Origin of the sequence: Sphingomonas sp. 2SG, from assembly GCF_005503285.1 — a bacterium.
In the GTDB taxonomy this organism is placed as follows: domain Bacteria; phylum Pseudomonadota; class Alphaproteobacteria; order Sphingomonadales; family Sphingomonadaceae; genus Sphingomonas; species Sphingomonas taxi.
In genome coordinates this window covers 1-20,578 of record NZ_SCMZ01000032.1, presented here as the reverse complement: position 1 = coordinate 20,578, position 20,578 = coordinate 1, and the positions used below count along the sequence as shown (strand labels likewise).

At 68.5% G+C, this 20,578-nt stretch carries 19 protein-coding genes; 13 read left to right on the top strand and 6 right to left on the bottom strand.

All coding sequences use genetic code 11. From position 1 onward, the window contains the following. Positions 1-102 precede the first annotated feature (102 nt). Entirely contained in the window at positions 103-2,568 is a 2,466-nt protein-coding gene (gene ligD / locus FFS23_RS13425) for a DNA ligase D (RefSeq protein WP_137898996.1), read from the bottom strand. Beyond that, positions 2,561-3,436 (bottom strand): non-homologous end joining protein Ku, encoded by an 876-nt coding sequence (gene ku, locus FFS23_RS13420; protein WP_038665448.1) that lies wholly within the window; start codon positions 3,434-3,436, stop codon positions 2,561-2,563. Before ku ends, ligD begins: the two co-directional genes overlap by 8 nt. 364 nt (positions 3,437-3,800) lie before the next feature. Between ku and pdxH the strand changes: the two genes are divergently transcribed. The 3 genes from pdxH to FFS23_RS13405 are packed head-to-tail and all read left to right on the top strand — an operon-like array spanning position 3,801 to position 6,117. Beyond that, positions 3,801-4,379, top strand: a complete 579-nt coding sequence (pdxH, locus tag FFS23_RS13415) for a pyridoxamine 5'-phosphate oxidase (protein ID WP_137898995.1) — start codon at positions 3,801-3,803, stop codon at positions 4,377-4,379. Further along, positions 4,376-5,323 carry a cation diffusion facilitator family transporter gene (locus tag FFS23_RS13410; RefSeq protein ID WP_038665451.1) on the top strand — a complete coding sequence of 316 codons (948 nt, stop codon included), beginning with the start codon at positions 4,376-4,378 and terminating at the stop codon, positions 5,321-5,323. Before pdxH ends, FFS23_RS13410 begins: the two co-directional genes overlap by 4 nt. After that, positions 5,320-6,117: a PhzF family phenazine biosynthesis protein gene (locus tag FFS23_RS13405; protein WP_137898994.1), complete on the top strand. Its 798-nt coding sequence runs from the start codon at positions 5,320-5,322 to the stop codon at positions 6,115-6,117. Before FFS23_RS13410 ends, FFS23_RS13405 begins: the two co-directional genes overlap by 4 nt. A gap of 370 nt (positions 6,118-6,487) precedes the next feature. Here FFS23_RS13405 and FFS23_RS13400 read toward each other — a convergent pair whose 3' ends face one another. Next, positions 6,488-6,742 carry a UvrB/UvrC motif-containing protein gene (locus tag FFS23_RS13400; protein WP_081974480.1) on the bottom strand — a complete coding sequence of 85 codons (255 nt, stop codon included), beginning with the start codon at positions 6,740-6,742 and terminating at the stop codon, positions 6,488-6,490. Next, positions 6,739-7,854, bottom strand: coding sequence for a tRNA 2-thiouridine(34) synthase MnmA (gene mnmA, locus FFS23_RS13395; protein WP_137898993.1), 1,116 nt, complete (start codon positions 7,852-7,854; stop codon positions 6,739-6,741). The genes FFS23_RS13400 and mnmA overlap by 4 nt, the downstream gene beginning before the upstream one ends. 154 nt (positions 7,855-8,008) lie before the next feature. Here mnmA and FFS23_RS13390 point away from each other — a divergent pair, with 154 nt between their 5' ends. The 3 genes from FFS23_RS13390 to FFS23_RS13380 all read left to right on the top strand — a co-directional run bounded on the left by FFS23_RS13390 (position 8,009) and on the right by FFS23_RS13380 (position 9,021). Then, the gene (locus tag FFS23_RS13390) at positions 8,009-8,254 is read left to right on the top strand and encodes a hypothetical protein (RefSeq protein WP_038665457.1); all 246 of its coding nucleotides are present in this window, start codon (positions 8,009-8,011) and stop codon (positions 8,252-8,254) included. 102 nt (positions 8,255-8,356) lie between these two features. Continuing rightward, complete coding sequence (sciP, locus tag FFS23_RS13385; RefSeq protein WP_037531838.1) at positions 8,357-8,656, top strand: CtrA inhibitor SciP; 300 nt, start codon at positions 8,357-8,359, stop codon at positions 8,654-8,656. Between the two features lie 107 nt (positions 8,657-8,763). Then, complete coding sequence (locus FFS23_RS13380) at positions 8,764-9,021, top strand: GlsB/YeaQ/YmgE family stress response membrane protein (RefSeq protein WP_038665458.1); 258 nt, start codon at positions 8,764-8,766, stop codon at positions 9,019-9,021. A 62-nt stretch (positions 9,022-9,083) separates the two neighbouring features. Here FFS23_RS13380 and FFS23_RS13375 read toward each other — a convergent pair whose 3' ends face one another. Then, entirely contained in the window at positions 9,084-9,782 is a 699-nt protein-coding gene (locus FFS23_RS13375) for an SIMPL domain-containing protein (protein WP_495181275.1), read from the bottom strand. A gap of 239 nt (positions 9,783-10,021) precedes the next feature. Between FFS23_RS13375 and FFS23_RS13370 the strand changes: the two genes are divergently transcribed. From FFS23_RS13370 to FFS23_RS13340, 7 genes are all read left to right on the top strand, one after another. Continuing rightward, complete coding sequence (locus FFS23_RS13370; protein WP_038665461.1) at positions 10,022-11,209, top strand: efflux RND transporter periplasmic adaptor subunit; 1,188 nt, start codon at positions 10,022-10,024, stop codon at positions 11,207-11,209. A gap of 1 nt (position 11,210) precedes the next feature. Beyond that, positions 11,211-14,441, top strand: coding sequence for an efflux RND transporter permease subunit (locus FFS23_RS13365; protein ID WP_137898991.1), 3,231 nt, complete (start codon positions 11,211-11,213; stop codon positions 14,439-14,441). A 431-nt stretch (positions 14,442-14,872) separates the two neighbouring features. Next, positions 14,873-16,138 carry a DUF445 domain-containing protein gene (locus FFS23_RS13360; protein ID WP_249340678.1) on the top strand — a complete coding sequence of 422 codons (1,266 nt, stop codon included), beginning with the start codon at positions 14,873-14,875 and terminating at the stop codon, positions 16,136-16,138. A gap of 82 nt (positions 16,139-16,220) precedes the next feature. Then, positions 16,221-17,321: an ABC transporter permease gene (locus FFS23_RS13355; protein WP_038665466.1), complete on the top strand. Its 1,101-nt coding sequence runs from the start codon at positions 16,221-16,223 to the stop codon at positions 17,319-17,321. Beyond that, the gene (locus FFS23_RS13350; RefSeq protein WP_038665469.1) at positions 17,321-18,226 is read left to right on the top strand and encodes an ABC transporter ATP-binding protein; all 906 of its coding nucleotides are present in this window, start codon (positions 17,321-17,323) and stop codon (positions 18,224-18,226) included. The genes FFS23_RS13355 and FFS23_RS13350 overlap by 1 nt, the downstream gene beginning before the upstream one ends. Next, on the top strand, positions 18,226-19,188 hold the full coding sequence (locus FFS23_RS13345; protein ID WP_038665471.1) for an MlaD family protein: 963 nt from the start codon (positions 18,226-18,228) through the stop codon (positions 19,186-19,188). Before FFS23_RS13350 ends, FFS23_RS13345 begins: the two co-directional genes overlap by 1 nt. A 4-nt stretch (positions 19,189-19,192) precedes the next feature. Then, complete coding sequence (locus FFS23_RS13340; protein ID WP_038665473.1) at positions 19,193-19,780, top strand: ABC-type transport auxiliary lipoprotein family protein; 588 nt, start codon at positions 19,193-19,195, stop codon at positions 19,778-19,780. 4 nt (positions 19,781-19,784) lie between these two features. Here the strand turns inward: FFS23_RS13340 and FFS23_RS13335 are convergent. Further along, the coding region (locus FFS23_RS13335; RefSeq protein WP_137898990.1) for a peptidylprolyl isomerase at positions 19,785-20,578 on the bottom strand (794 nt) is incomplete at its 5' end.

Below are 20,578 nucleotides of genomic sequence, written 5' to 3'. Positions count from 1 at the left end.
CTTCCCTCCCGTTCGCCCTGAGCCTGTCGAAGGGCAGGTGGGTCTCACCGTGCTTCGACAAGCTCAGCACCAACGGGGGGGTATCGTGCAAGGCAGTGTTGCTCACAAATCCGGCAACACCTGCTCCGCCACGCCCCAGCCCGCCAGCGCCCGCGACGTCGCGCGCTGCAACAGTTCCTCGGCATCGCGTACGCCCCAGCGCGCCGCGGTGTCGATATCGCGCAGCTCGGTCCACGACACCGGCGCCGCGACCGGCGCGCCGGCCCGCGCACGCGCCGAATAGGGCATGATCGCGGTGCTGCCGCGCTGGTTGCGCAGGTAGTCGATGAAGATCTTCCCCTTGCGCTTCGCCTTGGTCATCACCGCGACGTAACGGTCGGGCTCGGCCGCCGCCAACGCCCGCGCGAAGCGATCCGCAAAGTCCTTCACCGCCGGCCATGCCGCCTGCGGCGTCAGCGGCACGACGACGTGCACGCCCTTGCCGCCCGACAATAATGGAAAGCTGACCAGCCCCAGTTCGGCGAGCTGCGCGCTGACATGCTCCGCCGCGCGCTTGGTGTCGGCGAAGTCGAGCCCCTCGTCGGGGTCGAGATCGATCACCAGCCGGTCGGGCTTTTCCAGATCGTCGATCCGCGATCCCCAGCCGTGGAATTCGATCGTCCCCATCTGCACGCAGGCGACTAGCCCGTCGGCATCGTCGACATAGAGATAGGGCTGCACCGAGCCGTCCTTCTCCTTGACGTCGACATGATGCACCGTGTCGCCGAAACTGCCCGCGTCATGCTTCTGGAAGAAGCATTGCTTGGCCCGCCCCTGCGGACAGCGCACCAGGCTGACCGGCCGCCGCCCCGCCCAGGGCAGCATGATCGGCGAAAGTTGCGCATAATAATCGGCGAGCTCGCCCTTGGTGACGTCGCTTTCCGGAAAGATCACGCGGTCGCGGCTGCTGACCTTGATATGCACCTCGGGCGCGGCAGGCGCGGGTTCGGCGACCTCCGCCACCACGTCCGCCGCCGCCTTGTCGCCGCGCAGGCCGAGGAAGCTCGAATGGCGCAGCACTTTGTCCGGCGTCACCTCGGCGAAAGCGATTTCGGCGACGAGTTCGGGCTTCACCCATTTCGCGCCGCGCAGCGCCGCCTTGAACGGCGTGAGGCTCTCCGCATCGACCGGCGGCGTCTTGACCGCGAGCCCCGCCAGCCGTTCGGCGAGGTCATCCATCATCGCCTGATCGAAGCCGGTGCCGACCTTGCCGGCATAGCGGAAGCCGCCATCCTCGTGCAGCCCGAGCAGCAGCGACTTGAAGCCGCGCTTCTTGTCCGACGGCGTCCAGCCGATGATGACGAACTCCTGCCGCCGCGTGCATTTTGCCTTGAGCCACGTCCGGTTGCGCTTGCCGGCATAAGGCGCGTCGGCGCGTTTCGAGACGACGCCCTCCAGCCCCTCCTTGCACATCGCCTCGAACAGCGCCTCGCCCGAGCCGAGCACGTGCTCGGCGAACTGGAGGCGCGGCCCGTCGGTCAGCATCGCACGCAGCCGGTCCTTGCGCTCGACGGTGGTCAGCGCGGCCAGGTCCTCGCCATCCAGTTCGAGCAGGTCGAAGGCGAACAGCGTCATGTCGCCGCCGGCCGAAATGGCGTCCTTGAGCGTCGAGAAATCGGGCCGTCCATCCTTGAACGCGACGATCTCGCCATCGATCAGCGCGCTGTCGACGGGCAGCGCAGCGGCCGCCTCGGCGATCGCAGCGAATTTGTCGGTCCAGTCGAGCCCGCTGCGCGTGAAGACCTTCGCCTTGCCCCCGGCGACCGCGACCAGCGCGCGATAGCCGTCATATTTCACCTCGTGCAGCCAGCCGGTGCCCGCGGGGACGGCGTCGACCAGGGTGCAGAGCTGCGGTTCGCGGAAGGCGGACATCGCCTGCGGCTTGGCGGCGCGGCGCTTCGCCGGTTTGACGGCTTTCGCGGGTTTCGCCGCCTTGGCAGGCGCGGTCTTGCGCGCCGGCTTGCCCTCGGCGATCTCCGCCATCGTCCGGCCCGTATCGACGCTGGTCAGCGCCTCCTCGACCAGCGTATCGGTGCCGCCGGCATAGGCGTCGTCGAGCTTGCGCAGCAGCCAGTTCTCGCGCTTCTCCTTGGCGCGTGGCTTCAGCCGGATCAGCAGCCATTCGCCCTTCATCCGCTCGCCGTCGAGCGTGAAGTGGAGATGCCCCTTGTCGATATCCTTGGCCGATTTGCCCGCCACCGGCGCCCAGGTGCCGCGATCCCACAGCATCACCGTGCCGCCGCCATATTCGCCTTTGGGAATCGTCCCCTCGAACGTCGCATAAGACAGGGGATGGTCCTCGGTGCGCACCGCGAGCCGTTTCTCGTCGGGATCGAGGCTCGGCCCGCGCGTCACCGCCCAGCTCTTGAGCACCCCGTCGACCTCCAGCCGGAAGTCCCAGTGCAGCCGCGTCGCATCATGCTTCTGCACCATGAAGCCGTTGCCGTGGCCCGGCGCCAGCGTACCCGCCGGCTCGGCAGTCTTCGCGAAGTCGCGCTTGGCGTTATAGCGTTCGAGCGGATCAGGCACGTTTCTTCGCCGGCGCCTTCTTGGCCGGTGCCTTCTTCGCGGGCGCCCCCGTCTCCGCCTTGGTCTCCGCCTTGGCCGCGCCCGATTTCTCCATCGACTTCTTGAGCGCCGCCATCAGGTCGACGACGTTGCTCGACGTCTTGCCGCCGTCGTCTTTCTCCTCGATCACCTTGGCGCCCTTCGCCTTGCGCTTGCGCTCGACGAGGTCCTTCAGCGCATCGACATAGCGGTCGTGGAATTCCTGCGGATCGAACGCCGAGGTCTTCTTGTCGATCAGCGCCTCGGCGAGGTCGAGCAATTCGGCGTCGGGCTTGCCCTCGGGGATCTCGCGGAAATAGCTCTGCGCCTTGTTGACCTCGTCGGCATAGCGCAGCGTCTCGAGCACCAGCCCGCGACCGCAGGGTTTCAGGCTGACGACATATTCGCGCCCGCGCATCGCCAACTGCCCCAGGCCCACTTTCTTGGTCCGCCGCAGCGCCTCGCGCAGCACGATGAACGCTTCCTCGGCGAGATCGTCCGCCGGCACGACGAAATAGGGTTTCTCGTAATAGAGCACGTCGATCTCGCTCGCATCGACGAACTGGGTCAGCTCCAGCGTCTTCTTCGATTCGAGCTTCACCGCGTCGATCTCGTCCTGCTCGAGCAGCACGAACTCGCCCTTCGACACCTCATAGCCCTTCATGATCTCGTCGGTGTCGACCGGGCCGACGCCGGTGACGATCTTCTCGTAATGGATCGGCTGGCCGGTCGGCTCGTGGATCTGCTTGAACGCGACCGACGCGCCGCTCTTGGTGGCGGCATAGATCTCGACCGGGATCGACACCAAAGCGAGCCGGATCTGTCCTTGCCAATAGGCGCGTGCGGGCATGTGTGGGTCTTTCCGTTGCGGAAGCGATTCAATCCGCGGGCGCGGGAGTCGTTCCGCCGAGGTCAATCCCTCCTCCTGCGGGCAGGGCCATCGCATACGGGCGTTCGAGTGGGTCTATCGCTTTCCAAGCCTACCCCCGTCACCCCGGACTTGTTCCGGGGTCCACTCCGCGGCGAGGAGAGCGGCTTGATTCGAGGCCGTTTCCCTGCGGGCCGGTGGACCCCGGAACGAGTCCGGGGTGCCGAATCTGATGAGGAAATCGATCAAACCTCATGACCGCAACCATAGGCGATAGCCCTTCCCGGGCGGGGGAGGAATTGATGGCTGCATTTCCCGTTGCATCAACATGCGCTAAGGGCGGCGCATGGCTGACGACCCCTTTGCGCTGTTCGACTCCTGGTACGCCGAGGCGCGCGACAGCGAGATCAACGATTCCAACGCGATGGCCTTGGCCACCGTCGATGCGACGGGGCAGCCGTCGGTGCGCATGGTGCTGCTCAAGGGCCATGGCCCGGACGGCTTCGTCTTCTACACCAACCGCGAAGGGCGCAAGGCCGCCGATCTCGCCGCGGTGCCCAAGACGGCGCTGCTGTTCCACTGGAAGTCGCTGCGCCGCCAGATCCGCATCGAGGGGCCGGTAAGCCTCGCCAGCGACGCCGAATCGGACGCCTATTTTGCCAGCCGCGGCCGCGATTCGCAGCTCGGCGCCTGGGCCTCCGACCAGTCGCGCCCCCTCGACTCGCGCGAGACGTTCGAGGCGCGGGTCGACGCCGCCAAGGCGCAGTTCGAAGGCCGCGACGTGCCGCGCCCGCTGCATTGGGGCGGCTATCGCGTCACCCCGCATGTCATCGAGTTCTGGCAGGACCGCGCGCATCGCCTGCACGAACGCCGCTTGTTCACCCGCGACGGCGACGGCTGGCGCGAAGGGTTGCTGTTCCCATGACGCGCGACGAACAGCGCCGGCTTCTGCCGCTGGCGACGCGCGCCGCGCTCGCCAGCGTGGCGATGGCGTGCTTCCTGCTCGCGCTCAAGGGCTTCGCCGCCTGGCATACCGGGTCGGTGGCGATGCTCGGCAGCCTCGCCGATACCGCGCTCGACCTGCTCGCCAGTCTAGTCACGCTGTATGGCGTCCGCCTCGCCGCGACGCCGGCGGATCACGACCACCGCTTCGGCCACGGCAAGGCGGAGGCGCTCGCCGCGCTGTTCCAGGTCGCGCTGATCACCGCCTCGGCGGCGGGCATCGCGTGGCGCGCGATCACCGCATTGTCGGAAAACGGCCCGACCGCCGACGCCGAATTCGGCATCGGCGTGTCGATCGTCGCGATCGGCGCGACCATCGTGCTGCTCTGGTACCAGCGCCAGATCATCCGCCAGACCGGCTCGGTCGCGATCATGGCGGACAACGTCCATTACCAGTCCGACGTGCTGCTCAACGGTTCGGTCATCATCGCTTTGGTGCTCGATCAATATTTCGGCTGGCACAAGGCCGATCCGATCCTCGGCATCGTCATCGCCCTGTGGCTGGCCTGGGGCGCGTTCCAGGCGTCGTCCAACGCCATCGACCAGCTGATGGACAAGGAATGGCCCGACGACGAGCGCGCCGCCTTCCTCGACGTCGCCGCGCGCCAGCCGGGGCTGAAGGGCATCCACGACTTCCGCACGCGCCGCTCGGGCAGCCACGATTTCGCGCAATTCCACATGGAGGTCGACCGCGACCTCACCGTCGGCGCGGCGCATGACATCGTCGAATCGGTCGAGCGTAACCTCCGCCGCACCTTCCCCAAGGTCGAGGTGCTGATCCACCTCGATCCCGAGGGCCATGTCGACACCGACAATCCGCTGGTCGAGGCGGACGTCACCCCCCATTGGTTCGGGAAACGCCTGTGAGAATACCGTTCGCGCAGATCGACGCCTTCGCCGACGCGCCGTTCGGCGGCAACCCCGCCGCGGTGATGCCGCTGTCGCAATGGCTCGCCGACGACGTGCTGCAGGCGATCGCGGCGGAGAACAATCTGTCGGAAACCGCCTTCCTGATCCCCGATGCGACCGGCGAGGCGGATTTCGAGCTGCGCTGGTTCACGCCGGGGCATGAGGTGCGGCTGTGCGGTCATGCCACGCTGGCGAGCGGCCATTTCGTGCTGTCGTCGGATACCGACCGCACGCAGGTCCGCTTCCGCACCCGCCGGGCGGGCGTGCTGACCGTCATGCGGGAAGGCGCGGGCTATACGCTGGCGCTGCCGGCGTGGAAGCCCGAACCCCGGCCGCTGCCCGAGGTCGTCGCGGCGCTGGGCGTCACCGATGTGGTCGAGACCTTGTGGCGCGAGGGGGGGTACGGCGTGATCGTGCTGGAGTCGGAAGCCGCCGTCCGTGCCGTCCGCCCCGACCTGCGCGCCCTGGCGGCGACCGGCGACCATCAGGCGATCGTCACCGCGCGCGGCGAGACCGCCGCGGTGGTCAGCCGCATGTTCGCGCCCGGCGCGGGCGTCGACGAGGACCCGGTGACGGGCTCGGCGCATGCGGTGATCGTGCCCTATTGGGCGGAAAAGCTCGGCACCGACCGGTTCGGCGCCTATCAGGCGAGCGCGCGCGGCGGCGCTTTGTCCTGCCGGCTGGAGGGCGACCGCGTGGTGCTCGGCGGCGCCTGCGTGACGGTGATCGAGGGAACGTTCCTGCTGCCGTGACGGTGCTGCCGCGGCATCGCCCCGCTTTGTCATCCCCGCGAAGGCGGGGATCCAGACGCGCAGGTCCCCGACTGAGCCAGAACGTCAGCGTCTATGGATCCCCGCCTCCGCGGGGATGACAGACATGGGGTGGACGCGTAGGCCCGCACCGGTGGGTCTGCTGATCGTGCGGCGAGTTCGTCGCCGCCGGCATCTGTCACCACCCCTCCTGTCGTCATCCCGGCGAACGCCGGGACCCATGGATACGATGACGTAGGCGGTAGTGTTCCCCGCCAGCCGCCCGCAACCATGGGTCCCGGCGTTCGCCGGGATGACGATCGGGCGCGCGCGCGTGAGGTGAGGCGACGGTTGCCCCTCCACCCCTCGCGCGCTACCGCCCCCGCCGCTTGGTCATCGGATCGGGCTTGACCGGCTTCACCCAGCCTTCGGGCGGCACCACCCGCGACTGGCTCGTGCCGAGCCCCATCGCGCCCGGCCGCTGCCGCTCCAGCCCGGCAGGATCGACATCCTCGCCACCGGCGCGCAGCAGGCTGATCCGGTCGCGCAGCCGCCCCGCCGTCTCGAAGTCGAGCGCCGCCGCGGCCGCCTCCATCTCCAGCCGCAGCGCCTCGATCGAGACGGTCACGCCGCCGCCGCCGCCGCCAGCGCCGGCTCGGTCGCCGCGATCCAGCCGCCGCCGAGCACCCGCTCGCCCGCATAGAGCACCGCCGCCTGGCCCGGCGCGACGCCATATTCGGGCGCGGCGAAGCGCAGCCGGTCGCCATCGAGCCGCGCCGGCACCGGCTTGGCCATCGAGCGCACCTTGGCGGTGATCGCGCCGTCATGGTCGCCGCCGATCCAGTTGAGCCCCGTCACCTGCGCCGCCGCCACCGCCAGCGCGGCGCGCGGGCCGACCACCACCTGCCGCGTCGCCGCATCGACCCGCACGACGTAGAGCGGCTCGGGCGTGCCGCCGATCTCGAGCCCGCGGCGCTGGCCGACGGTGAAATGGATGATGCCGCGATGGCTGCCCAGCCGCCGGCCGGCGAGGTCGACGATGTCGCCCGCGGTATCCGCCTCGGGGCGCAGCTTGCGCACCAGCCCGGCGTAATCGCCGTCGGGGACGAAGCAGATGTCCTGGCTGTCGGGCTTGGCGGCGACGCCGAGACCGAGTTCGGCGGCGATCTCGCGCACCCGCGCCTTGGGCAGCGCGCCGAGCGGGAAGCGCAGATAGTCGAGCTGCGCCTGCGTCGTCGCGAACAGGAAATAGCTCTGGTCGCGCGCCGGATCGGCACCGCGATGCAGTTCCGCCCCCGCCGGACCGACGACGCGGCGGACATAATGGCCGGTCGCGAGGCAATCCGCACCGAGGTCGCGCGACAGGCTCAGCAGGTCGGTGAACTTCGGCCCGGTGTTGCACTGGACGCAGGGGATCGGCGTCTGCCCCGCCAGATAGGCGTCGGCGAAGGTGTCGACCACCGTCTCGCGGAACCGCGTCTCGTGGTCGAAGACGTAATGCGCGATGCCGAGCCGGTCGCACACCGCGCGCGCGTCGCGGATGTCGCGCCCGGCGCAGCAGCTGCCGGCACGGCCCGTCGCCTCGCCATGGTCGTACAGCTGCAGCGTGACGCCGATCGTCTCGGCGCCGGTCTGCGCCGCCAGCGCCGCGACCACCGAACTGTCGACCCCGCCCGACATCGCCACGACGATCCTCTTGCCGGTAAGCGTGTCGCCGAGCTGGAAATCCACATCGTCCATCCGGCCATCATACCCGGTCCGGCGGCGAACCGCAAAACAGCTACGGTTAACATCGGCTCACATAGGTTCGCACAAAAGTGACGGCGGCTTTACCCCGCCTTCATTGCTCGCCGCTACAAGGGAGGTTCGAACAGGCAACACGAGTGGATCAGCGTTGGACCTCAGCTTTCCAGGCTTCGACAGAAATACGGAGGTCACCAAGCTTCCGGGCGATCTGGCGGTGCTCATGGTCGGGATCGCCGCACGGCAGACGGCGTCGCCGACCGCCGTCGCGCAGGCGCGCTTCGGCCGGATCGGTCATCCCTCGCGTTTGCTGCAGCCGCTCGACGGCGCCTTCAACGGTCCGACCGCGGCGCTGCTTGCCCAATGGAGGGACGGAATTCCGCGCCCGGAAGAATGAAACTGCCGTTAACCTTGGCGTGCAAGGCGATCTTCAAGACCGTTCGCTAAGGTTCAGTATCGCGTTTGAGAGGGGGCCCCCAGCCCCGATCGAGGTTGAGTGATGATCGAGAACCAGAAAATCCGTCCTGCCAAAGTGATAGGCCCGCTCGGCGAGTCGCTCACGCTGGATTCGCTGCCGCCGCCGTCGACGACGCGCTGGGTGGTGCGGCGCAAGGCGGAAGTGGTCGCGGCGGTCAACGGCGGTCTGCTGACCGTCGACGAGGTCTGCGCGCGCTACGGTCTGACGGTCGAGGAATTCGCCAGCTGGCAGCGCGCGATCGACCGTTCCGGCATGCCCGGACTGCGCGTCACCCGCATCCAGCACTATAAATCGCTATACGAGCGCCAGCAGAAATATTGAGCGATCCGACGCCTCTGGCCCTCGAAAAACGAAACGCGTGCGGAACATTGTTACGGGGTTGAGAGTCTTTCCGAGCGGAGCCCACGGCGGGCACAACGGAGGGACCTATGGGTATCATTCTTTGGCTTATCATCGGCGGTGTCATCGGCTGGCTCGCCAGCATCATCATGCGCACCGACGCCCAGCAGGGCATCTTCCTGAACATCGTCGTCGGCATCGTCGGCGCGTTCATTGGTGGCCTGATCCTGTCGGGCGGTTCGATCAACAATCAGCCGCTCAACATCACTTCGTTCCTGGTATCGCTGCTCGGTGCGGTGATCCTGCTTGCGATCGTGAACCTCGTGCGTCGCGGTAGCGTTCGCTAAGACGTTCGCTTCGTCACGCGAAACGAAAGGGCCGTCCGGGCGACCGGGCGGCCCTTTTCGCGTCATTGCAGCAGGAAGCGCACCGACAAAGTGACGGTGACGTCCTTCTCGCCCGGCGCGATCTCGGTCGATGCGGCATCCGCCTTCATCGCGCGCGCCATGAACATCGGCTGCGGCCCCGGTCCGCCGGCATCCTGCCCCGCCTCGGCGATCGAGATCACCCGCGCCACCTTCATCCCCGCCGCCGCCGCATATAGATCGGCCCGCGCGCGCGCCCGCTTGACCGCATCGGTCCGCGCCTCGTCCAGCGCCGTCTCGGGCGTGTCGATCGACAGGTTGGGGCCGTCGATCTGGTTCGCGCCCTGCGCCACCAGCGCATCGAGCACGCTGCCCGCCTTGGTCACGTCGCGGAAGCGGACGCTGACCGTGTTGGTCGCCTGATAGCCGGTGATCGCCGGCGGCTGGCCGTCGGTATAGCGATATTGCGGGCTCAGTCCGACGTTCGACGTGGCGAGGTCGCGCGGCGCGATGCCGGCGCGCTTCAGCGCCGCGAGCACGCGCTGCATCCGCTGCGCATTGTCGGCGAGCGCGGCGGCGGCGGTCGGTGCCTGCGACACCACGCCGGCACGGATCGTCGCCAGATCGGGCACCCGCGTCGTGCGTCCCTCCGCGCTGACGTCGAGGATCGTCCCCTGCGCCGGCACCAGCGGCTCGACGCTGGTCGCCGCGCTCTGCGCCAGCGCCGCCGTCGGAACCATCATTAGCGCCATTGCTGACAGATATTTCACTTAGTCTCTCCCGTGTTGGTGAACGCCAGGCCGAGCATTTGCCCTGATCGAGGTCAACCCTAGCTGAACGGGCGATCATGTTGCGGACACTGTGCATTTCGGGCATGGCAGCGCCATCGCGCCAGCGGGGGCTTGAGCGCGGTGATTTATTCAGATAACACAGTCGCGACGGACGATGGCCCGGCAGTGGCCGGCACGGGGATGGGACAGGCATGAACGACTATCAGGGTTCGATCGGTCACGAGGAACGGCTGGCTCTGCCGGGTGAATCCGCACCGTCGGGCCGCCGCCGCAAGATCGTCGTCGTCGCCGTCATCGTGCTGCTGCTCGCCATCGTCACCTGGGCGATGTTCGGCCGCAAGAAGGCCGATCCCGCCGCCGGCCAGAAGACCGAGCAGATGCCGACCGTCACCGTCGTCGTCCCCGGCCGCAAGACCGTCGACCGCACGCTCACCGCCACCGGCACGCTCGCCGCGCGCCGCGAGATGCCGGTCGGCGTCGCCGGCGAGGGCGGGATGATCACCCGCGTCCTCGTCGAGCCCGGCCAGTGGGTCAATGCGGGGCAGGTGCTCGCCACCGTCGACCGCTCGGTGCAGACGCAGACCGCCGCCTCGCTCGCCGCGCAGGTCGCGGTCGCGCGCTCCGACCAGACGATCGCGCAGGCCGAGCTCGACCGCGCGCAGCAGCTCGTCGACCGCGGCTTCATCTCCAAGGCCGATCTGCAGCGCAAGGCCGCGACCCGCGACGCCGCCGCCGCGCGCGTGCAGGTCGCCGCCGCCAGCCTGCGCGAGGCCAATGCCCGCAACGGCCGGCTCGACATCCGCGCGCCCGAAGCCGGCCTCGTCCTCACCCGCGGCGTCGAGCCCGGCCAGATCGTCAGCTCGGGCAGCGGCGTGCTGTTCCGCATGGCGCAGGGCGGCCAGATCGAGATGCGCGCGCAGCTCGCCGAGGCCGATCTCGCCAGCCTGCACGCCGGCGCGCGTGCGCAGGTGACGCCGGTCGGCAGCGACCGGACCTTCGCCGGCGAGGTGTGGCAGGTCTCGCCGATCATCGATGCGAACACGCGGCAGGGCATCGCGCGGATCGCGCTGCGCTACGATCCCGCATTGCGCCCGGGCGGCTTCGCCTCGGCGACGATCGTCGGCGGCGCCGCGGTCGCGCCGTTGCTCCCCGATGCGGCGTTGCAGAGCGACGACAAGGGCAGTTTCGTGTATATCGTCGGCAAGGACGACAAGGTCGAGCGCCGCAACATCAAGATCGGCCAGGTCTCCGACGCCGGCGTGACCGTGGTGGCGGGCCTCGACGGCAGCGAACGCGTCGTCCGCTCGGCGGGCGGGTTCCTGGCCCCCGGCCAGAAGGTGAAACCGGTCGTCGCGACCGCCCAGCCAAAGGCGAGCTGACATGAGCTTCCGCAACATCTCCGCCTGGGCGATCCGCAACCCGGTCCCGCCGATCGTGCTGTTCCTCGCACTGACGCTGGCGGGGATCGTCAGCTTCATGCGGATGGACGTCAACAACGACCCCGACATCGACTTCCCCGTCGTCATCGTCGTCATCAGCCAGCCCGGCGCCGCGCCGACCGAGCTGGAAAACCAGGTCACCAACCGCGTCGAATCGGCGGTCCGCTCGCTCCAGGGCATCGACGAGATCACCTCGACCGTCACCGAGGGCCAGTCGACCACCGTCGTCCAGCTCGCGATCGGCACGCCGATCGACCGCGCGGTCAACGACACCCGCGACAAGATCGCGCAGATCCGCAGCAATCTGCCCGAGGGCATCCTCGAACCGCAGATCTTCCGCGCCGACACCACCGACAACGACCTCGCCAGTTATTCGGCGATCGCCAGCGACATGACCGTCGAGCAATTGAGCTGGTACATCGACAATACGGTGACCAAGGAACTGCTGTCGGTGCCCGGCATGGCCGCGGTCAACCGCAACGGCGGCGTCAGCCGCGAGATCCGCGTCATCCTCGATCCGCTGCGTCTGCAGAGCCAGGGCCTCACCGCCAGCCAGGTCAACGCGCAGCTGCGCCAGATCAACCTCAACGCCGCCGGCGGCCGTGCCGAGATCGCGGGGTCCGAACAATCGGTGCGCGTGCTCGGCAACGCCCGCAACGCCAACGACCTCGCGCAGACGCAGATCAACGTCGGCAACGGCCGCACCATCCGCTTGGGCGACATCGCCACCGTCCGCGACCTCTATGCGGAACAGCGCAGCCGCGCCGCGGTCGACGGCCGACAGGCGATCAGCTTCGACTTCCAGCGCGCCAAGGGCGCCTCCGACGTCACCGTCTTCAACGAGGCGGTGAAGAAGCTCGCCGACCTCGAGAAGCGCAACCCCAACGTCCATTTCATCCTGCGCTCGAACAGCGTCAAATACACCGAGGCGCAATACGAATCCGCGATCCATGCGATGATCGAGGGCGCGGTGCTCGCGGTGCTCGTCGTGCTGCTGTTCCTGCGCGACTGGCGCGCGACGATGATCTCGGCGCTGGCGATTCCGCTGTCGGCGATCCCGACCTTCTGGTTCATGGAGCTGCTCGGCTTCAACCTCAACCAGATGACGTTGCTCGGCCTCAGCCTCGTCGCCGGCGTGCTCGTCGATGACGCGATCGTCGAGATCGAGAATATCGTCCGCCACATGCGGATGGGCAAATCCGCCTATCAGGCGTCGATCGACGCCGCCGACGAGATCGGCCTCGCGGTGCTCGCCACCACCATGTCGATTGTCGCGGTGTTCATGCCGGTCAGCCTGATGCCCGGCATCTCGGGCCAGTATTTCCAGAATTTCGGCCTTACCGTCGTCGTCTCGGTGCTGATGAGCCTCGCCGTCGCGCGTCTCATCACGCCGATGATCGCCGCCTATTTCCTCAAGAGCTTCGGTCACGCCAGCCACGGCGAGGGCCGGCTGATGGACGTCTATATGGCGGTGCTGCGCTGGACGCTCGACAGCAGCCGGCAAAAGGCGAGCGCGGCGCGCGGCGGCTTCCACCGCTTCACCAGCCGTTGGCGCGATCACCGCATGTGGGTGATGGGTTTCGGTTTCCTCACCTTCATCGCGACGATCCTGATGTTCGGCGCGGTCCCGATGCAATTCTCGCCCGCTGAGAACAGCGACAATTCGACCGCGACGATCGAGATGGTGCCGGGCGCGACGCTCGCCCAGACCGACGAGGTCGTGACGCGGGTCGGCGAGCTGCTGCGGCGCCAGCCCGAGGTCGCCTCGGTCTATACCCGCACCGGCTCGAACGGCGCGGTCAACACCGGCCGCGTCACCGCGACGCTCAAGGAAGACCGCACCGTCACCAGCACCGAATTCGAGCGTAACCTCGCGCCCGAACTCGCCAAGATCGCCGATGCGCGCGTCGGCTTCCGCTCGCAGTTCGGCTGGGGCTCGTCGGGCCGCGACATGACCGTCGTGCTCGGCGGCGACGATCCCGTGCTGTTGCAGAAGACCGCGAACACGCTGGTCGACCAGATGGCGACGCTGCCGACGCTCACCCAGCCGCGCATTTCGGGCAACCTCCAGCGGCCCGAGATCGTCATCAAGCCGCGCTTCGACCTCGCCGCCAATCTCGGCGTGACGACGCAGGCGCTGTCCAGCGCGATCCGCATCGCGACGCTCGGCGACATCGACCAGAATTCGGCGCGCTTCTCGCTGTCGGACCGGCAGGTGCCGATCCGCGTCGCGCTCGATCAGGGCGCACGCACCGAATTGTCGACGATCCAGAACCTGCCCGTCTCCACCGCGAGCGGCGGGTCGGTGCCGCTGTCGCTGATCGCCGACATCAGCCTGGGCTCCGGCCCGACGCAGATCGACCGCGTCAACCAGCAGCGCCGCATCGCCGTCGGCGCCGATCTCGCCCCCGGCATCGTCTCGGGCACCGCGCAGAAGCAGATCGACAATCTGCCGATCATGAAGAACCTGCCATTGGGCGTGAACAAGCTGACGCTCGGCCAGGCCAAGTGGCAGCAGGAGATGCTCAACAATTTCGTCGTCGCGGTGATCGCGGGCACCTTCCTCGTCTTCGCGGTGCTGGTGCTGCTCTACCGCCGCGCGCTGCCGCCGTTCGTCAACATGGCCTCGCTGCTGCTCGCGCCGCTGGGCGGGCTGATCGCCTTGTGGGCGACGGGCAATCCGCTGTCGCTGCCGGTGTTCATCGGGCTGCTGATGCTGCTCGGCATCGTCGCCAAGAATTCGATCCTGCTGATCGACTTCGCGCTGGAGGAGATGAACAAGGGCGTCGACACGCTCACCGCGATCATCGACGCCGGCCACAAGCGCGCGCAGCCGATCGTGATGACGACGGTCGCGATGGTCGCCGGCATGGTGCCGACCGCCGCGTCGATCGGCAGCGACGGGTCGTGGCGCGCGCCGATGGGCATCGTCGTGATCGGCGGCCTGCTGCTCTCGACGCTGCTGACGCTGGTAATCGTGCCGGCGGCGTTCAGCCTCGCGGTCGGCATCGAACGCTACATCGGCCCCCGCCTCGGCAGCCGCCTGCTCACCTACCGCCCCGGCGACGACGGCAGCACCGTGGTCGGCATCGCCGGTCCCGACCAGCCGAGCATCGCGCCGGTCCCGGGCCGCATCGGCCGCGACGATCCGGGCGCGCAGCCGGCGGAATGACGGGACGGGCGTAGCGTACGTCCCGGATGATCGTCATCCCGGCGCAGGCTTGGGCAATCGCATATGGACGCTCGTGCGAGCCTGTCGCCTTCCCAGCCCACCCCGTCACCCCGGACTTGTTCCGGGGTCCACCCTGCGGCGAGGAGAAAGGCTTGAGTCGACACCCTTCTCTCGCGGCCCGGTGGACCCCGGAACGAGTCCGGGGTGACGAATTTGGTAAGGAAACCGATCGATCCTCATCACGCAGCAATATGCGATAGTCCCGCCGCGCAGGTCGGGCTTGGGCCGCAACCTCAGCGTATATGGATCGCCACCTGCGCGGGGATGACATAGGAATAAGCGGTATCGATCGACACCGCCCGACCGACGCCGCGCCACCCCAATCGCCCGATCCACTTGAACTTCCCCCGCGCTCGGGGATTGTTTCGCATATGATAGCCTTCCCCCGCGCCAGCACCACCGAGGCGGCACCGCCCGCGCTGGTCCGGATGCGGCGTATCGCCGTCGGCCTTCTCGTCGCGATGGCGGCGCTGTTCCTCGTCAGCCGCCAGCTTGCCCCGACGCACCCCGGCTGGGGGTTCGCGCAGGCGTTCGGCGAGGCGGCGATGGTCGGCGGGCTCGCCGACTGGTTCGCGGTCACCGCTTTGTTCCGCCACCCGCTCGGCCTGCCGATCCCGCACACCGCGATCATCCCGCGCAACAAGGACCGGATTGGCGACACGCTCGCCGCATTCCTGCGCACCAATTTCCTCCAGCCCGCGGTGATCGGCCGGCGCATGCGCCGCGTCGATGTCGCCACCGCGATCGCGCGCTGGCTCACCGATCCGCCCGAGGGGGCAGGGGGCCGTTTCCGTCAGGGCGCGTCGAAGCTCGTCGCGCAGGTGCTCGAAGGGCTCGATCCGCAGCGGCTCGGCGGCATGGTCAAGGCCGGCATCGCCGCCCGGCTGCGCGAGACGGAGGTCGCGCCGATCCTCGGCCGGGTGATGCAGGCCGCGCTCGCCGAACAGCGCCATGCGCCGCTTCTCGACGGCGCGATCCGCTGGGGAGCGAAGGCGCTCGCCGCCAACGAGCATCTCATCCGCCAGATGGTCCACGACCGCGCCGGATCGATCCTGCGCTGGACCGGGCTCGACGAGACGGTGGCGGACAAGCTCATCGCCGGGCTCGACAAACTGGTCGCCGACATGGCCGACGATCCGCAGCATCCGCTGCGCCTCAAGGCCGAGGAGGGGCTCGACCGACTCGCCTGGGACCTGCAATTCGATCCCGCCACCCGCGCCCGCGTCGAGGCGATGAAGGTCGAACTGATCGCCAATCCGGCGATGCAGCGCTGGCTCGACGGGCTGTGGGAGTCGGCACGCGCCGGCCTGCTCCGCATCGCGCGCGATCCCGAGGGGGCGATGCAGGGCCAGCTCGGCGACATGCTGCGCCAGCTCGGCCAGACGCTGACGCAGGACCCGCGGCTGTCGCATACGATCAACCGCTTCGTCCGCCGCGCCGTGGTCGGCATCGCCGCGGATTATGGCGACGGCATCGTCCGTTTGGTCTCGGAGACGGTGCGCGGCTGGGATGCCGATACGATCACCAGCCGGCTGGAGAATGCGGTCGGTCGCGACCTGCAATATATCCGCATCAACGGCACGCTGGTCGGCGGGCTGGTCGGCCTCGCCATCCATGCCGTCGACGTGCTGTTGTGAACCCGCGCTGTCTGGTCAACCCAACCGTCCCGTATGATAAACGCCTTGCCGTGGATCGGAACTTGCCGCACAAGCGCAAGCGATGAGCGCCACAGCCGAATTCGAGCAGGACAGCGGCGGAACCCTTCGCTTTTCCGGTGATCTGCTGTTGCGGACGCTCGGCACGCTGCCCGACCGGCTCGACGCGATCAGCGGCCCGGTCGAGCGGATCGATCTCAGCGGCATCGGCCGGATCGACACCGTCGGCGCCTGGGTCGTCCATCGCCTCGCGACCCGCCACGAGGCGGCGATCGAGGGGCTCGACGAGGACGGCCGCTATCTGCTCGATTCGGTGGTCGCCGCCGACCGGCCGGTGGCGCTGGCCCCGCACGCGCGCAACGCCTTCAGCAAGATGCTCGGCGAGATCGGCGATGCGGTCATCATCACGCTGCGCACGCTCTATGGACTGCTCGGCTTCATGGGCGCGACGACGATCGCCTTCGTCAACGTCGTGCGTCATCCCAGCCGTTTCCGCTTCAACGCGACGGTGCACCGGTTCGAGGTGGTCGGCGTCCAGGCGCTCGCCATCGTCGGCCTGATGAGCTTCCTGATCGGCATCGTCATCGCCCAGCAGGGCGCGGTCCAGCTCCGCCAATTTGGGGCAGAAGTATTTACCATTAATCTGGTCGGCCGGCTCACTTTGCGTGAACTTGGTGTACTTATGACCGCGATCATGGTCGCCGGCCGCTCCGGCTCGGCCTTCGCCGCGCAGCTCGGCACGATGAAGCTGACCGAGGAGATCGACGCGATGCGCACCATCGGCGTCTCCCCGATGGAGGCGCTGGTGCTGCCGCGGACGATCGCCGCGGTGCTGCTGATGCCGCTGCTCGGCTTCTATTCCTCGCTGATCGCGATCATCGGCGGTGGCCTGCTCGCCTGGGTGTCGCTCGACATCCCGCCGGTCACCTTCATCCAGCGCATCCGCGAGGTGGTGCCGATCACCGACCTCTACATCGGCCTCATCAAGGCGCCGGTGTTCGGTGCGATCATCGCCATCGCCGGCTGTTTCCAGGGCATGCTGGTCGAATCGGACGCCGAACAGGTCGGCCTGCGCACCACGTCGGCGGTGGTGCAGGCGATCTTCCTCGTCATCGTGCTCGACGCCTTCTTCGCGGTGTTCTTCACCTGGGTGGGGTGGAACTGATGGCGCAGCGCGAGCCGCAGGACGACGCACCGATCATCCAGGTGCGCGGCCTCAAGAACGCCTTCGGCGACGCGGTCGTCCACGACAATCTCGACCTCGACGTGCGTCGCGGCGAGATCCTCGGCGTGGTCGGCGGCTCGGGCACCGGCAAGTCGGTGCTGATGCGCTCGATCATCGGCCTGCAAACCCCGGTCGAGGGCGACATCACCGTCTTCGGCGAACCGACGATCGGCCGCGAGGAGACCGAGGCGACCGACATCCGCAAGCGCTGGGGCGTGCTGTTCCAGGGCGGCGCATTGTTCTCGACGCTGACCGTCGCCGAGAATGTGCAGGTGCCGCTGCGCGAGTTCTACGGCGACCTCAACCCCGCGCTGATGGCGGAGATCGCCGCCTACAAGGTGGTGATGACCGGCCTGTCGCCCGACGCCGGCCCCAAATATCCCGCCGAACTGTCGGGCGGCATGAAGAAGCGTGCCGGCCTCGCCCGCGCGCTCGCGCTCGATCCCGAATTGCTGTTCCTCGACGAGCCGACCGCGGGGCTCGACCCGATCGGCGCGGCGGCGTTCGACGGCCTCACCAAATCGTTGCAGAAGACGCTGGGGCTCACCGTCTTCCTGATCACCCACGATCTCGACACGCTCTATGCGATCTGCGACCGCGTCGCGGTGCTCGCCGACAAGAAGGTGATCGCGGTCGGCACGATCGACGAACTGCTCGCCCTCGACCACCCGTGGATCGAGGAATATTTCAAGGGGCCGCGCGGCCGCGCCGCGATCGCGACCCAGGAAGCGCATGCGGACGCGTCGCAGCATCCGACCGAAGTGAAGACGCAGCAGATCGCGGCAAGTCCGGCCGCCGCCACCGAACCGGCCGAACCGGCCCGACCCCCTGTAGGGACCGACTGATGGAAACCCGTTCCAACCATGTGATCGTCGGCGCGGTGGTGCTGATCCTGCTCGCCGCGCTCGCGATCTTCACGATCTGGATCGCCCGGCTCGGCGGTGCCACCGAGCGCGAATACGACATCTTCTTCAAACAGTCGGTCGACGGTCTGGCGAAGGGGTCGACGGTCACCTATTCCGGCGTTCCCACCGGCCAGGTCAAGACGATCGCGCTGTGGAAGCCCGATCCGCAGTTCGTCCGCGTCCGCGTCACCGTCAACGAGGAGACGCCGATCCTGCTCGGCACCACCGCGACGATCCAGGGCAGCTTCACCGGCACCAGCACCGTCGCGCTCGACGGCGCCCGCAAGGGCGCGCCGCCGATCGTCTGCCCCGAGCGTGCCGATGCGACGCAATGCCCCTATGGCGTGCCGGTCATCCCGACCAAGCAGGGCGGCATCGGCGCGATCCTCAATTCGGCGCCGCAGCTGCTCGAGCGGCTGTCGACGCTGACCGAGCGGCTGACCGGGCTGCTGACCGACCGCAACCAGGCGTCGATCGCCGGCATCCTCGAAAATACGAACCGTCTGTCGGGCGCGCTCGCCGATCGCGGGCCGGAGATCGCGGCGACGCTGGCGCAGACGCGCATCGCGATCCAGCAGGCGGGCGACGCCTCGCAGCAGATCGGCAAGCTCGCCGAGACGACCAACGGCCTGCTCGCCGAGGACGTCAAGCCGACGATGCAGAACCTCAACAAGGCGATCGCCTCGGCGCAGCAGAGCGCCGAGACGCTCAACTCGGCGATCCAGGACGCGCGGCCGGGCCTCCAGACCTTCTCCAAGCAGACGATACCGGAGGCGAACCGGCTGGTCCGCGACCTGCGCGTCACCGCGACGGCGCTGTCGTCGATCGCCGACAAAGTCGATCAGGGCGGCGCCAGTTCGCTGATCGGCCAGCAGAAGCTCCCCGATTACAAGGGCAAGTGAGATCATGAAGACCAAGCTTCTCCTCCTCGCCGCGGCGCTGCCGCTCGCCGGCTGCATCAGCTTCGGCGCCAAGCCGCCGCCCTCGCTGCTGACGCTCGACGCGACCTCGGCACCAGCGGTCGGTGCCGACCAGAATTCGGCGAAGACGCGCTCGATCACCATCCAGGTGCCGTCGACGCCGACCGCGATCGCCGGCGGGCGGGTGCCGGTGCAGGCGACCCCGACGACGATCGCCTACGTCAAGGACGCGTTATGGGCCGAGCCGCCGGCGCGGCTGTTCGCGCGGCTGCTGTCAGACACGGTGTCGGCGCGCAGCAACATGGTGGTGCTCTCGACCGTCCAGTCGATCGCCGACCCGAGCGCGACGCTCGCCGGTGAATTGCGCCGCTTCGGCCTCGACGCGACGACGCGCGAGGCGGTGGTGACCTATGACGCGTCGCTGACCCGTGCCGGCAAGGAGACGGTCGAGAAGCGCCGGTTCGAGGCACGCGTACCGGTGACCGCGATCGACGCGGCGAGCGCCGGCCCGGCGATCAGCCAGGCGGCCAATCAGGTCGCGGTCGAGGTCGCCGCCTGGGTCGCTGCGAGCTGATCGGCTAGCGCGGCGTGCGCCGGACCGCCGGCAGCACGTCGCACACCGCCGCGCTGCCCAGCCCGACCGTCGGCGCGTCGGGGGTTTCGCGCTTGGCCACCGCGGCGGCGAACCGTGGATTGTCGGCGCTGCGATACTGGAAATGCGGCCGGTCGCCCGCGGCCATGTCGCTGGCCAGCCGCACCGAGACGATCGGCAGCCGCTCCGCCGCGCTCGCATAGACGCCCATCGCCGCATCGCTGCGCGGCAGGCCCGACAGATACCCCATCCCCTCGACGATCCGCCCGACGACGGTATAGTTGCGATCGAGCCGCCGCGCCGACTGGCCGATCGGCGTGAACAGCTCGGCGCCCGAGCCGGTGCTCGGCAAGGCGTCGCGCGCGACGCCGACCATGCCGTAGCAATGCGTCAGCCACGCCTGCCGCCCGTTGGTCGCGACCGGCCAGCCATCCGCGGTGACGCCGCTCGCGGTCGAATAGCTGTCCGCCTTCGTCATCCGTACCGCGGGCCGGAAGGCGGCGATCTCGAACTCGGCGGCGGGATGATCGGTGATGCCGGCGGGCAGCGGCTTCTTCTCGGTGGCGTCGCCCCATTGCGCCACCCAATTCTCCTGCACCCGATAGACGCTGGCATCGTCCCACCAACGCGCCCGGGCGAGCGTGCGGATGTTGGCGACGTGCGCGGGGGCGAAGCCCGGCGCGAGCCGGATGACGACCTGCTTGCCGGTGGCGAGCGTCATCACCAGCAATTCGTCGTCGGGCACCGCGCGCCAGTCGGCCTCGACCGGGTCGGCGGGGG

What these genes read in the sequence shown, in the direction of transcription:
- FFS23_RS13370 (WP_038665461.1), top strand. Translation starts at nt 10,022, where the DNA reads ATGAACGACTATCAGGGTTCGATCGGTCACGAGGAACGGCTGGCTCTG.
- FFS23_RS13340 (WP_038665473.1), top strand. Translation starts at nt 19,193, where the DNA reads ATGAAGACCAAGCTTCTCCTCCTCGCCGCGGCGCTGCCGCTCGCCGGC.
- mnmA (WP_137898993.1), bottom strand. Translation starts at nt 7,854, where the DNA reads ATGGACGATGTGGATTTCCAGCTCGGCGACACGCTTACCGGCAAGAGG.
- ku (WP_038665448.1), bottom strand. Translation starts at nt 3,436, where the DNA reads ATGCCCGCACGCGCCTATTGGCAAGGACAGATCCGGCTCGCTTTGGTG.
- pdxH (WP_137898995.1), top strand. Translation starts at nt 3,801, where the DNA reads ATGGCTGACGACCCCTTTGCGCTGTTCGACTCCTGGTACGCCGAGGCG.
- FFS23_RS13350 (WP_038665469.1), top strand. Translation starts at nt 17,321, where the DNA reads ATGGCGCAGCGCGAGCCGCAGGACGACGCACCGATCATCCAGGTGCGC.
- FFS23_RS13345 (WP_038665471.1), top strand. Translation starts at nt 18,226, where the DNA reads ATGGAAACCCGTTCCAACCATGTGATCGTCGGCGCGGTGGTGCTGATC.
- FFS23_RS13380 (WP_038665458.1), top strand. Translation starts at nt 8,764, where the DNA reads ATGGGTATCATTCTTTGGCTTATCATCGGCGGTGTCATCGGCTGGCTC.
- FFS23_RS13410 (WP_038665451.1), top strand. Translation starts at nt 4,376, where the DNA reads ATGACGCGCGACGAACAGCGCCGGCTTCTGCCGCTGGCGACGCGCGCC.
- FFS23_RS13375 (WP_495181275.1), bottom strand. Translation starts at nt 9,782, where the DNA reads ATGATGGTTCCGACGGCGGCGCTGGCGCAGAGCGCGGCGACCAGCGTC.
- sciP (WP_037531838.1), top strand. Translation starts at nt 8,357, where the DNA reads ATGATCGAGAACCAGAAAATCCGTCCTGCCAAAGTGATAGGCCCGCTC.
- FFS23_RS13360 (WP_249340678.1), top strand. Translation starts at nt 14,873, where the DNA reads ATGATAGCCTTCCCCCGCGCCAGCACCACCGAGGCGGCACCGCCCGCG.
- FFS23_RS13365 (WP_137898991.1), top strand. Translation starts at nt 11,211, where the DNA reads ATGAGCTTCCGCAACATCTCCGCCTGGGCGATCCGCAACCCGGTCCCG.
- FFS23_RS13355 (WP_038665466.1), top strand. Translation starts at nt 16,221, where the DNA reads ATGAGCGCCACAGCCGAATTCGAGCAGGACAGCGGCGGAACCCTTCGC.